Below are 12206 nucleotides of genomic sequence, written 5' to 3' on the forward strand. Positions count from 1 at the left end.
AATAATTTAAGCTTTTTGGATGCCTACAGTGCTTTTTTTAAACAGTTGCTGCAGGGGCAATTCAGATTGTTAACTGGAGAAACAGTGCCGTTTCTCCATACACTATTGGCTACATTTGAACTGTGCATTCTTGCTTTATTCGTTGCTTTACTGATTGGATTGCCATTGGGAATTTTTCTTGGACTTAGTAATATTCATTGGTTAAATAATATTATCCGTTTAGGATCTTTATCTTTGTATTCTTGCCCTATAGTTATGGTTGTTATTATTGTTATGTATTGGTTATCGCCAACTTGGTCGATATCGATGAATTTTAATGTATCGCCATCAGTAGCTGGAACTTCGTTATTGGATCTTTTAATTTCATCAAAAACAGATAAATGGCATATGATATTGGGCCAACTTCACTATTTGTTTTTGCCGATCATTATTTTAGCTATTCAACCAAGCATTATGACTATTCAACTCGTTAGCCAGAATGTAAGAAATACATCACGACAGAATTTTATTAAAATGGCGATTATTCGTGAACGATCACCGTTTAAAATTTTACGCCGCCATTTATTACCTAATTCCATTCCTGCAACTATTCCACAGCTGACTTATAATACGACAACACTACTTTTTTCAACTATGGTAATTGAAATTTTATTTAATCGAGTAGGATTGGGGCAATGGGTGATGCTTGCTTATCATCATCATAATTATTTTGTTATTTCTATTGCCATTTTAGCCTGTGGCACTGTCATCAGTTTGTTAACGTTATTGGGCGAAATTTCGGCGGTAGTTATTTATCCTTTACGTCATAAGGAACATTATGTCTAGGCGAGCAAGATTGCTTCAAAATGTCAATTTAAGCTTTAATCGGTTGCATAGTAATTTCTACTTAGTTGTTGGCCTTTATGGCATATTGGCGCTTGCCTTTGTGGCATTATCAACCAAATGGTTCTTTCATGCCCATTTAAACCCTATTTACCCAACTTCATTACCACCTGCTTGGTGGTCTAATGGTGATATTAATCATGTATTAGGTACTAACGCTAAAGGACAAGATATTTTTGATTATTTGTTAATTGGTTATCGCTCAACTATGTCAATGACCTTAAAGGCGGTTTTTTATGTGGTAGTCATTGGTGGGTTAATCAATTATTTAATGTTTTTTATATCATTTATACGCCCTTTTATATTATTTGTTTTTAAATTTTGTATGGTAGTACCACCGTTACTTGGTGTGATTGTTATTAGCTTATTATTAGAAGATGACATTACTAATATTTTATTGGTAATAGGGTTATCTTATACGCCACGCTTTATTTATAATATTCATCAGCGTGCCATCAATGAATGGAATAAAACATATATTACGGCCTATAGACTTGATGGATTATCTTCCTTTACAATTTTTAATCATTATATTTTACCTAATATTTTACCTATTTATTTGACTGAAATTGTTTCGCTATTTGGTTCGATTATTTTAACTATTACTACTATAACTTTTTTAGGTTTTGCTAATGATGTTTCTCGACCAGATTTAGGTATGATGATGTTTCAAATGAAAGATATCATTGCAACTAATTATTTAGCCTTTTTATCTCCGGGAATTGCGGTTTCTGCTACAATTATTTTGGTTTATTTATTCAATTTTGGATTATATGGCCGTCGAGCAGGAACTTAATTATGGCATTGTTAGATATTCGGAATTTAACCATTGAGTTTATTACACCAGATGGTCTTTTACGTGCAATTGATCGTGTAAATTTAAAGTTGTCAGAAGGTGAAATTCGAGGTTTAGTTGGTGAGTCAGGATCTGGAAAAAGCCTTATCGCTAAAGCTATTTTAGGTGTGACTAATCATAATTGGAAGATTTCAGCTGATCGATTTTATTTTAATGACATTGATTTACTTAAACTCACTCCTAGACAGCGCCGAAAAGTCATTAGTGCCAATATATCGATGATATTCCAAGAACCACAATCTTGCTTAGATCCTTCCATGAAAGTAGGACAACAGTTAATTAGTGCAATTCCAAGAAGGACATTTAAAGGGCATTGGTGGCAAAGGTTATTTTGGCGTAAACATCGAGCGATTGAGTTATTGCATCGGGTAGGAATTAAGAATCATAAGGAGATATTAAAATCTTATCCGTTTGAATTGACTGAAGGTGAATGTCAAAAAGTCATGATTGCAATTGCGTTGGCTAATCAGCCTAAGCTACTTATTGCTGATGAGCCGACAAATGCGATGGAAGCAACTACAGAAGCACAAATTTTTAGGTTGCTAGCTAGTATGAATCAAAATGTGGGTACCACTATCTTATTTATTAGTCATGATCTGCAAATGGTTACCAGATGGACTGATCGTATCAATGTTTTATATTGTGGACAGACAGTTGAAGTTGCTGATAGTAAAGATTTAATTAAATCGCCTTATCATCCTTATACTCAGGCGCTAATTTATGCAATTCCTGACTTTGGTAAAGCGATGCCGCATAAAAGTCCTTTAAATACTTTGCCTGGAGTGATCCCATCATTAGAACACCTACCAATAGGTTGTCGATTAGGTCCTCGTTGTCCATATGCCCAGAAAAAATGTATTTTGGCGCCAGAATTGATACCGATAAAAGATCATTTCGTAGCCTGTCATTTTCCGTTAAATACTGATGAGTAGCCATAAATAATAGGAATATACGATGAATCCAATATTAAGAGTGCGTAACTTATCTAAGCAATTTAAAATTCCTAAAGGATTTCTGGGACATTTATACATTAATGCGGTGAAGCCATTATCGTTTTCTCTTAATGAAGGTAAAACGCTTGCAATTATCGGACAAAATGGCTCTGGCAAATCGACACTCGCAAAAATGTTAGTTGGTATGATAAAGCCTGATAGTGGAGATATCTGGATTGATGGTAATAAAGTTCAATACGGCGATTATAGCTATCGTTGTCAACTAATTCGTATGATATTTCAGCATGTAGAAAGTTCATTTGATCCACGATTACGTATTGGGCAATTGCTTGAAATCCCATTAAAGTGTAATGCTAATTATGATGCTCATGAACGTGAAAAGTTAATTAGAGATGTATTGAAGCAAGTTGGATTGTTACCTGAACATGCCTCTTATTATCCTTCAGTGATGGCTGCGGGGCAAAAACAGCGAGTAGCATTAGCTCGAGCATTGATTTTAAAACCTAAAGTGATAATTTTAGATGAAGCATTAGCTGCACTTGATATTTCGATGCGTTCACAAATTGTTAATTTAATGCTGATGTTACAAGCTGAACAAAATATCTCTTATGTATATGTTACTCAAGATATTGGGATGATGAAACATATCAGCGATGAAATTTTAGTTATGCATAATGGCGAATTGGTTGAATATGGTAATACTGCTGAAGTATTAGCTTCACCGCTGAGTGATATTACCCAAAAATTAATCAATAGCTATTTTGGTGAAGCGCTTACTGCAGATACTTGGCGTACCGATACTCGTACTTTTTAATTAACAAATCTATCGGAGTGATTTTGATTTTTGCATGAAGTAATACACATTTCTTTAGAATGTTTGTTAATTTGTAATTTGATTATTCTGATGATTTTGTTAAATAAAAAATCTCGACAAATAAATTAAAAGATACTATATTTAGCTATATAGATTTCTAGACGTCTATTTTGATGTTTAAAAATGACTTACCGATTTAGGAGTTTTTGTTATGCCTATTTGTATTCCTGACTCATTACCTGCGGTTGATGTATTACGTAATGAGAATGTATTTGTTATGACTTCATCGCGTGCTAATACCCAAGAAATTCGACCTCTTAAGCTTCTTTTTTTAAATTTAATGCCTAAAAAAATCGAAACAGAAAACCAATTTTTACGCTTACTTTCTAATTCGTCTTTACAAGTTGATATTCAGTTATTACGTATTGATCAGCGAGAGTCTAAAAATACGCCTATTGAACATTTAAATAGTTTTTATTGTGATTTTGATGATATTTGTGAGCAAAATTTTGATGGGTTAATTATAACAGGTGCCCCACTAGGGAAAGTGGCTTTTTCCGATGTTGTGTATTGGTCTAAGTTAGCCAAAATTATTACTTGGGCAAAGGATCATGTTACTTCAACTATGTTTGTTTGTTGGGGTGTTCAAGCTGCTTTGAATGTCTTATATGATTTACCAAAATTTACTCGCACGCAAAAGTTATCGGGTGTTTTTCAGCATCATATTGTGCAAACTAATGCGATTTTAACACGTGGTTTTGATGATACCTTTTGGGCTCCTCATTCTCGTTATGCTGATTTTCCAATTGATAAAATAAAAACATATACCGATTTAACTATTTTAGCTGAGTCTGATATTACCGGTCCTTATTTAATGGCTACAGCTGATAAGCGAATGGTGTTTGTAACAGGTCATCCTGAATATGATTCTTCAACGTTGGCAAATGAATATTATCGAGATTTAAATGCAGGTATTCATCCTGATATGCCATATAATTATTTTCCTGATAATAATCCTCATTTAACACCAAAAGCCACATGGCGTAGCCACGCTTACCTATTATTTAGTAATTGGCTCAACTATTATGTTTACCAGTTAACTCCATTTGATTTAACTACTCGAAATTTAACGATTGATGACTAATAAAGGTTAGCCGCATCTTATAATCAAATTTTGTTAGGTTGTTGCTAGATTTATTTAACAATAACCTATTTAAATTGGATCTTACAATGCCAAATATTAAATAATAATTGGTAAAACTTGCGAAATATTATCTAAATGTAATTTTAGTTATATAACTAGACTTGTAACCAGAATGTTACAGGACCATCATTAATCAATGATACTTGCATGTCAGCTGCAAATTGGCCTGTTTGAGTTGTTATTTTTTGTTGGCATTGTTCTACAAAAAATTGGTAAAGCCTATTTGCTTCATCGGGTTTAGCGCCTTTTGTAAAGCTTGGTCGCATTCCTTTTTTAGTGTCTGCAGCTAGGGTGAATTGAGAAACAACTAATATTTCGCCATTAGCTTGGTTAACATTTAAATTCATTTTTCCTTCATTATCGCTGAAAATACGATAACCTAAAACTTTATCACATAAACGAATTGCTTTTTGTTCGTCATCATCTTGCTCAACTCCCAGGAAAATCAGTAAACCCTGATTAATCTGTCCAATGATATTATTGTCTATTGTCACACTAGCTTGTTTTACTCGTTGGATTAAGGCGATCATAATTTAATTACTCTGGTAAAGAAGGGTTGTTAACAATATGTTTTTTTTGTCTATTATAGTCAGTTAAGGTTGCTGCAAATTCGGCCCCAAACAAGACAATGCACCAAGAAAAATAGATCCAAACTAACATAATGGGGATTGATGATACTACTCCGTAAATAAGTTGATATGTTGGAAACGAAGTAACATATAGTGCAAATGCGCGTTTACCTATTTCAAATAATGCTGCAGCGACAAACGCTCCAATCATCGATTCTTTTAAAGGTACAGACTCGGTCGGGATAATGCTATAAAGTAGCCAAAATCCAATCACAGAAATAATAAATGGTAAGCAATTAAGTAGTATATTACCCGTTGTTGCGGTAGATAGCCATTTCAATGAAAAAATATAAGAGCTAATCGCTATACTAGAACCAATTAAAATTGGGCCTAAGGTTAGTATTGTCCAATACATGGTTAGATTGTACATGAAGGAACGTTTGCGTTTAGTTTGCCAAATATGATTAAGTGCTGTATTAATTGAGTTGATAAGCAACAGTGATGTAACAATCAGACCAATTACACCAACAAAGGTCATTTTTTTTGTATTGGAGATGAATTGTTCTAAATAATTTTGAATGGTGTCACTCGCCGTTGGAACAAGATTGTTATAGATTAATTGTTTCAATAAATGGCTAATTTCATCAAACATAGGAAAAGCTGAAAGTAAAGAAAAAATAACGGTAATAAGTGGAACTAGTGCTAGTATAGTGGTATAAGCAAGTCCCGCAGAAGATGTTGTTAGCCGGTCATGGTTGATACGATTCCATAACATTTTTATAAAAATCTGTATTTGCGTCATTGATCTCATCGGCTTTTTATATTCTAGTTAGAAATAACACAATTATTAATCCCATTACTATTTAATAAGTTTAATGTGATATCGGCTTCTTTTTTACTGGTATAAGGTCCTACTGTGACTCGATATAATTGGCCTGAAGAAATATTGCCACTAACCCCAGTCATTGCAAGCTTAGCTTTTAGTTTATCAGCATTAGATTTATCTTTAAATGCTCCACATTGCAATAGCCATTTGTTTGTAATAGCTTGTGTTGGTTGTGATGTTACATTTGATGTTTGGTTTTGCGTTGTTGCTTCTTTTTTAGAAGACGTCACACTGCGTGAATTATTAACAAAGCTATTTAGGATTTGCTCTCTTTCACTAGCAATTGAACTTGACGCAGAACCATAATTAGCATTAGGAGTTTCTAATTCCTTAAGGTATGTCCAACGCTCTTGAGGTTGTTCAGGTAAAGTTATTGAAGGAGGTTGAGTTTTTGTTTTTGGTGGTTCAGCGGTTTTTTTAGGTGTATTATTTGCAACAAAATAGAGAATAGCAGAAAATAAAATAATGATTATAATAGCCAAAAATATCATAAAATTAGGCTTATTTCGTGACTTACTTTTTTTTGATTGGCTCTTTTTTCTGACATAATCACGCTGAACCACAATAAACTCTCTTTTTAATAATATTGTGTAAAATAAAACTAGTATATAAATAAAAAAAGTGGCTTACACCACTTTTTTTCGTATTTCTTTAACTATGTTAGTTAAAAAATTAATGTATTAAGCCAACGCTTTAATTTGTTTGATTAAATTTGCTTTATGACGTGCAGCTTTATTTTTGTGAATTAAGCCACGAGCCGCTTGACGGTCAACAACTGCTTGCATGTCTTTGAATGCCACTTCAGCTGTTTGTTTATCACCAGCTGCAACAGCTGCGTAAACTTTCTTAATATAAGTACGCATCATTGAACGGTTACTAGCATTATGTTTACGGCGTTTTTCGGATTGAACCGCACGCTTCTTAGCTGATTTGATATTAGCCAAAGTCAACTCCCAAGTTTAGATAAAAATTACATATTAATAAGGTGGCAAAATATGCCTTAATTTCTTCCTATTGTCAATGGCGTTACATAAAAAAATATGTTGGTAGTTTTTGTATTTATTATTAATGTTTATTATTTGCACAGCAATCCCTATAACCTAAAAAGAATTTTTATGTTAGAATAGCGTAAGTTTTATTTTATTTATATTTTACAAGGGGAAGTATCATGTCTATTATTAGAATGCAAGATCTTGATCTAAAAGGAAAACGCTTATTTATTCGCTCAGATCTTAATGTGCCGGTCAAAAATGGTAAGGTAACTTCCGATGCGCGTATTAAAGCATCACTACCTACTATTGAAGAAGCCATCAAAAAAGGTGCTAAAGTAATGGTTACCTCTCATATTGGCCGTCCAACAGAAGGTGAGTATAATCCAGAGTTCTCTTTACAACCTGTTGTTGATTATTTAAAAGAACACGTGTCATTCCCTGTTCGTTTAGTAAAAGATTACCTCAATGGTGTAGATGTAAAAGAAGGCGAATTAGTTGTACTTGAAAACGTTCGTTTCAATGTAGGCGAAGGTAAAGATGATGAAACTTTGTCTAAAAAATACGCTGCTCTTTGTGATATTTATGTAATGGATGCATTTGGTACAGCTCACCGAGCTCAAGCTTCGACTCATGGTGCTGGTAAATTTGCGCCAGTGGCTTGTGCTGGGCCATTGTTAGCAGCTGAACTTGATGCGTTAGGTAAAGCATTAGATAATCCAGCAAGGCCAATGGTTGCTATCGTTGCTGGTTCTAAGGTATCAACAAAATTAACCGTACTTGATTCTTTATCAAAAATTGCTGACCAAATTATTGTTGGTGGCGGTATTGCTAATACTTTTATTGCCGCTGAAGGTTATAATGTAGGTAAGTCTCTTTATGAAGCAGACTTAATTCCAGAAGCTAAAAAATTAATGGCTAACTGTGAAATCCCAGTTCCAACTGATGTTCGTGTTGCAACAGAATTTAGTGAAACAGCAACAGCGACTGAAAAATCAGTTAAAGATGTTAAAGAAAATGAACAAATTCTTGATTTAGGTGATAAATCAGCAGAAGTATTAGCAAATATTATCAAAAATGCTAAAACCATTTTATGGAATGGTCCAGTGGGTGTTTTTGAATTTCCTAATTTCCGTCGTGGTACTGAAATTGTAGCCAAAGCAATTGCCGATAGCGAAGGTTTTTCAATTGCTGGTGGTGGGGATACATTAGCTGCAATCGATCTATTTGGTATTGAAGATAAAATCTCTTATATTTCAACTGGTGGCGGGGCTTTTCTTGAATTTGTTGAAGGTAAAAAACTACCCGCTGTTGCGATGTTAGAAGCTAGAGCAAAGGCCTAGTATTTGAGTTCAGTAAAAGGATGAGATAATTACTCATCCTTTAATTTTTATAAATAAATTTATAGGTAATAAAATGGTTACTAAGATTTCTGATGTTGTTAAACCTGGTGTTGTCACTGGTGATGATGTTCAAAAAGTATTTCAAATCGCTCGCGAAAATAACTTTGCATTACCTGCGGTTAACTGTGTTGACACAAATACTATCAATGCCGTTATTGAAACAGCCGCAAAAGTAGGTTCTCCTGTTATTGTTCAGTTTTCTAACGGTGGAGCTCAATTTATTGCTGGTAAAGGCCTAAAATTAGAAGGTCAAGAATGTGCTGTGTTGGGTGCTATTTCTGGCGCAAAACATGTTCATCTTATGGCTGAAAAATATGGAGTCCCTGTTATAGTTCATACTGATCACTGCGCTAAAAAATTACTTCCATGGGTTGATGGGTTACTGGATGCAGGCGAAACTCATTTTGCTAAAACAGGTAAACCATTATTTTCATCTCATATGATTGATCTTTCAGAAGAGTCATTAAAAGATAATATTGATATTTGTTGTCAATATCTTGCTCGTATGTCAGCAATGAAAATGACTTTAGAGTTAGAGCTAGGATGTACTGGTGGTGAAGAAGATGGTGTTGATAATAGTCATATGGATAGCTCAGCACTTTATACTCAACCGGAAGATGTAGCTTATGCTTATGAACGTTTAAGTGCTATCAGTCCTCGTTTTACTATTGCAGCTTCATTTGGTAATGTGCATGGAGTTTATAAACCAGGTAATGTTAAATTAACGCCAAAAATTTTAGATAACTCACAAAAATATGTATCTGAAAAATATAATCTACCAGCTAAATCATTAAACTTTGTATTCCATGGTGGATCAGGCTCTACACCGGAAGAAATAGCTGAAGCAGTTAGTTATGGTGTAATTAAAATGAATATTGACACAGATACGCAATGGGCTAACTGGTCTGGTATCTTAGATTATTACAAAGCAAATGAAGCTTACTTACAGGGGCAATTAGGTAACCCTGAAGGCGTTGATGCTCCAAATAAAAAATACTACGATCCTCGCGTATGGTTACGTAAGGGACAAGATTCTTTAGTTGCTCGTTTAGAACTTGCATTTAAAGAGCTTAATGCTGTAGGTGTTCTTTAATTTTTATGTTATTTAGGATTAAAGCAAGGTATTTGCCTTGCTTTTGATTTATCTATACTTAAATTAAATCTTGCATTTTCAATTAAGTTATAGGATAATTCTGCCCTCATTTAACTTAGGGGAGCTGTCTATTTATTAATAATTATTATTAATAGAGGCGTTTGCACCCAAGCAAAGGAAACTAAAAATGGCAAAAAAAGTACAAGCTTACATCAAGTTGCAAGTTGCAGCTGGTGCAGCAAATCCTAGTCCGCCAGTTGGTCCAGCACTTGGTCAACATGGTGTGAATATCATGGAATTCTGTAAAGCATTTAATGCAAAAACAGAAAGCATGGAAAAAGGCTTACCAATTCCTGTTGTAATTACAGTATATTCTGACCGTTCATTTACATTCGTAACTAAAACACCTCCAGCTGCTGTTTTGTTAAAGAAAGCGGCTAAAATCAAATCTGGTTCAGGTGAACCTAATAAGAAAAAAGTAGGTAAAGTAACGAGTGCACAAATTCGCGAAATCGCTGAATTGAAGGCTGCAGATATGAATGGTGCTACCATTGAAACGATGATGCGTTCTATTGAAGGGACAGCTCGTTCAATGGGCTTGGAAGTGGAGGGTTAATTCATGGCTAAATTATCTAAGAAGGCTAAACTTATCCGCGAAAAAGTAAACGCAACTAAACAATATGATATCAATGAAGCAATTACTTTATTAAAAGAATTAGCTACAGCTAAATTTACAGAAAGTGTTGATGTTGCTGTTAATTTAGGTATTGATTCACGTAAATCAGATCAAAATGTTCGTGGTGCGATCGTTCTTCCTCATGGTACTGGACGTAGCGTGCGTGTTGCTGTCTTTACTCAGGGTGCAAATGCAGAGGCTGCAAAAGAAGCTGGTGCTGAATTAGTGGGTATGGACGATCTTGCAGATCAAATCAAAAAAGGCGAAATGGATTTTGATGTCGTAATTGCATCACCTGACGCTATGCGCGTTGTTGGTCAATTAGGTCAAATTTTAGGACCACGTGGTTTAATGCCAAATCCTAAAGTTGGAACTGTAACTCCTAACGTTGCAGAAGCTGTAAAAAACGCTAAAGCTGGTCAGATCCGTTACCGTAATGATAAGAATGGTATTATCCATACTACTATTGGTAAAGCTGATTTTGATGCAGATAAGCTTAAAGAAAATTTAGAAGCATTACTTGTTGCGTTGAAACGTGCAAAACCAGCCTCTTCTAAAGGTGTATTTATTAAGAAAGTTAGCCTTTCTACTACAATGGGTGCTGGTGTTGCTATTGATCAAGCAACATTAAATGCAACTGTTTAATTATTATTTATAATTAAATAGAGAAATCGGTTGGTGTCTGGCCTTAACCAGACCCCGTCCAAGACCGTAGGTGTGGTTGTTGTGTGACTACTTAATTTTCCTACGTAGACGGTGACAGAACCTGATAAGATATAATAGAAGGATTCTGCTCATCGTGGTTGTGCTAGCTATATTTGTAGCTAGCTTGAATAAGTCTAGGCTTTTGCCTAGTATAATCCAGGAGCAATACCAATGGCACTAAATCTTCAAAATAAACAAGAAATTGTTGCTGAAGTCAATGAAATCGCCAAAGGTGCGCTATCTGCAGTTGTTGCTGATTCTCGAGGCATAACTGTAGAAAAAATGACTGCATTACGTAAATCTGCTCGTGAAGCGGGTGTTTATATGCGTGTTGTTCGTAATACGCTATTACGCCGTGTTGTTGAGGGCACTCAATATGAGTGTTTAAAAGATACGTTTGTTGGTCCAACTCTAATTGCATTTTCAAATGAGCACCCAGGTGCTGCAGCGCGTATTTTTAAGGCGTTTGCGAAAGAAAATGAAAAATTTGAGATTAAAGCCGCAGCCTTTGAAGGTGAGTTGATTACTGCAGCGAATATTGATCGCTTAGCAACATTACCTACATATGAAGAAGCATTAGCTCGCTTGATGTCAACCATGAAAGAAGCCGCAGCTGGCAAATTGGTTCGTACTCTTGCAGCGGTTCGCGATCAAAAAGAAGCTGCTTAATTGGCGGTTTGATTGTGAATTTTATTAATTAAAAAATGTAAATTTGGGAAACTATATTATGTCTATCACTAAAGAACAAATTTTAGATGCAGTTGCTGAAATGTCTGTTATGGATGTTGTTGAGCTTGTATCAATGATGGAAGAAAAATTTGGTGTTTCTGCAGCAGCAGCTGTAGCCGTAGCCGCAGCAGGTCCAGCTGAAGCAGCAGAAGAGAAAACTGAATTTGATGTAATCTTAAAAGATGTTGGTGCTAATAAAGTAGCTGTTATCAAAGCAGTTCGTGGTGCAACTGGTTTAGGCTTAAAAGAAGCTAAAGACCTTGTTGAATCAGCTCCAGCAACAGTTAAAGAAGGCGTTAGCAAAGCCGATGCTGATGAACTTAAGAAAGCACTTGAAGAATCTGGTGCAGTTGTCGAGCTTAAATAAGTTTATCGATATTCCGATAAATGGCTGGGGGTTTTATACCTCCAGCCTTTTTGCGCTATAATAAGTTAAAGAATTTTATT

Annotated in this window: 15 protein-coding genes; 11 read left to right on the forward strand and 4 right to left on the reverse strand. The window is 34.9% G+C overall.

The window, feature by feature from the left end:
* Positions 1-66: 66 nt before the first annotated feature.
* The 5 genes from GYW75_RS06905 to metA all read left to right on the forward strand — a co-directional run bounded on the left by GYW75_RS06905 (position 67) and on the right by metA (position 4649).
* Positions 67-825: an ABC transporter permease subunit gene (locus GYW75_RS06905; RefSeq protein ID WP_238786423.1), complete on the forward strand. Its 759-nt coding sequence runs from the start codon at positions 67-69 to the stop codon at positions 823-825.
* Entirely contained in the window at positions 818-1678 is an 861-nt protein-coding gene (locus GYW75_RS06910; RefSeq protein ID WP_065589645.1) for an ABC transporter permease subunit, read from the forward strand. The genes GYW75_RS06905 and GYW75_RS06910 overlap by 8 nt, the downstream gene beginning before the upstream one ends.
* 2 nt (positions 1679-1680) lie before the next feature.
* Complete coding sequence (locus tag GYW75_RS06915) at positions 1681-2670, forward strand: peptide ABC transporter ATP-binding protein (protein WP_065589644.1); 990 nt, start codon at positions 1681-1683, stop codon at positions 2668-2670.
* Between the two features lie 22 nt (positions 2671-2692).
* Positions 2693-3505: a peptide ABC transporter ATP-binding protein gene (locus tag GYW75_RS06920; RefSeq protein WP_065589643.1), complete on the forward strand. Its 813-nt coding sequence runs from the start codon at positions 2693-2695 to the stop codon at positions 3503-3505.
* 211 nt (positions 3506-3716) lie between these two features.
* The gene (gene metA / locus GYW75_RS06925) at positions 3717-4649 is read left to right on the forward strand and encodes a homoserine O-acetyltransferase MetA (RefSeq protein WP_065589642.1); all 933 of its coding nucleotides are present in this window, start codon (positions 3717-3719) and stop codon (positions 4647-4649) included.
* A gap of 155 nt (positions 4650-4804) precedes the next feature.
* On the opposite strand, the gene dtd is transcribed toward metA, so the two are convergent.
* From dtd to rpsT, 4 genes are all read right to left on the reverse strand, one after another.
* Positions 4805-5239, reverse strand: a complete 435-nt coding sequence (dtd, locus tag GYW75_RS06930) for a D-aminoacyl-tRNA deacylase (protein ID WP_065589641.1) — start codon at positions 5237-5239, stop codon at positions 4805-4807.
* A 7-nt stretch (positions 5240-5246) separates the two neighbouring features.
* Entirely contained in the window at positions 5247-6089 is an 843-nt protein-coding gene (locus GYW75_RS06935) for a virulence factor BrkB family protein (RefSeq protein WP_174798860.1), read from the reverse strand.
* 14 nt (positions 6090-6103) lie between these two features.
* Positions 6104-6646, reverse strand: coding sequence for an SPOR domain-containing protein (locus tag GYW75_RS06940; RefSeq protein WP_167370035.1), 543 nt, complete (start codon positions 6644-6646; stop codon positions 6104-6106).
* 198 nt (positions 6647-6844) lie between these two features.
* Positions 6845-7108, reverse strand: coding sequence for a 30S ribosomal protein S20 (gene rpsT, locus GYW75_RS06945; RefSeq protein ID WP_025316521.1), 264 nt, complete (start codon positions 7106-7108; stop codon positions 6845-6847).
* Positions 7109-7332: 224 nt separating this feature from the next.
* Between rpsT and pgk the strand changes: the two genes are divergently transcribed.
* From pgk to rplL, 6 genes are all read left to right on the forward strand, one after another.
* A complete protein-coding gene (gene pgk / locus GYW75_RS06950) occupies positions 7333-8496 on the forward strand; it encodes a phosphoglycerate kinase (protein ID WP_065589638.1) in 1164 nt (387 codons plus the stop codon).
* A 73-nt stretch (positions 8497-8569) separates the two neighbouring features.
* Positions 8570-9649 carry a class II fructose-bisphosphate aldolase gene (gene fbaA, locus GYW75_RS06955; RefSeq protein ID WP_065589637.1) on the forward strand — a complete coding sequence of 360 codons (1080 nt, stop codon included), beginning with the start codon at positions 8570-8572 and terminating at the stop codon, positions 9647-9649.
* Positions 9650-9836: 187 nt separating this feature from the next.
* A complete protein-coding gene (rplK, locus tag GYW75_RS06960) occupies positions 9837-10265 on the forward strand; it encodes a 50S ribosomal protein L11 (protein WP_034884321.1) in 429 nt (142 codons plus the stop codon).
* Positions 10266-10268: 3 nt separating this feature from the next.
* A complete protein-coding gene (gene rplA / locus GYW75_RS06965) occupies positions 10269-10970 on the forward strand; it encodes a 50S ribosomal protein L1 (protein WP_065589636.1) in 702 nt (233 codons plus the stop codon).
* 231 nt (positions 10971-11201) lie between these two features.
* The gene (gene rplJ / locus GYW75_RS06970) at positions 11202-11699 is read left to right on the forward strand and encodes a 50S ribosomal protein L10 (RefSeq protein WP_065589635.1); all 498 of its coding nucleotides are present in this window, start codon (positions 11202-11204) and stop codon (positions 11697-11699) included.
* 58 nt (positions 11700-11757) lie between these two features.
* Entirely contained in the window at positions 11758-12126 is a 369-nt protein-coding gene (gene rplL / locus GYW75_RS06975) for a 50S ribosomal protein L7/L12 (protein WP_034884317.1), read from the forward strand.
* The last annotated feature ends 80 nt before the right edge of the window (positions 12127-12206 follow it).

Source organism: Gilliamella sp. ESL0232 (assembly GCF_013346885.1).
Lineage (GTDB): Bacteria > Pseudomonadota > Gammaproteobacteria > Enterobacterales > Orbaceae > Gilliamella > Gilliamella bombi.

Excerpts from the sequence above, each read along its gene's own strand:
- GYW75_RS06910 (WP_065589645.1), top strand. The coding sequence starts at position 818 with ATGTCTAGGCGAGCAAGATTGCTTCAAAATGTCAATTTAAGCTTTAAT.
- GYW75_RS06915 (WP_065589644.1), top strand. The coding sequence starts at position 1,681 with ATGGCATTGTTAGATATTCGGAATTTAACCATTGAGTTTATTACACCA.
- GYW75_RS06920 (WP_065589643.1), top strand. The coding sequence starts at position 2,693 with ATGAATCCAATATTAAGAGTGCGTAACTTATCTAAGCAATTTAAAATT.
- metA (WP_065589642.1), top strand. The coding sequence starts at position 3,717 with ATGCCTATTTGTATTCCTGACTCATTACCTGCGGTTGATGTATTACGT.
- dtd (WP_065589641.1), bottom strand. The coding sequence starts at position 5,239 with ATGATCGCCTTAATCCAACGAGTAAAACAAGCTAGTGTGACAATAGAC.
- GYW75_RS06935 (WP_174798860.1), bottom strand. The coding sequence starts at position 6,089 with ATGAGATCAATGACGCAAATACAGATTTTTATAAAAATGTTATGGAAT.
- pgk (WP_065589638.1), top strand. The coding sequence starts at position 7,333 with ATGTCTATTATTAGAATGCAAGATCTTGATCTAAAAGGAAAACGCTTA.
- fbaA (WP_065589637.1), top strand. The coding sequence starts at position 8,570 with ATGGTTACTAAGATTTCTGATGTTGTTAAACCTGGTGTTGTCACTGGT.
- rplK (WP_034884321.1), top strand. The coding sequence starts at position 9,837 with ATGGCAAAAAAAGTACAAGCTTACATCAAGTTGCAAGTTGCAGCTGGT.
- rplA (WP_065589636.1), top strand. The coding sequence starts at position 10,269 with ATGGCTAAATTATCTAAGAAGGCTAAACTTATCCGCGAAAAAGTAAAC.
- rplJ (WP_065589635.1), top strand. The coding sequence starts at position 11,202 with ATGGCACTAAATCTTCAAAATAAACAAGAAATTGTTGCTGAAGTCAAT.
- rplL (WP_034884317.1), top strand. The coding sequence starts at position 11,758 with ATGTCTATCACTAAAGAACAAATTTTAGATGCAGTTGCTGAAATGTCT.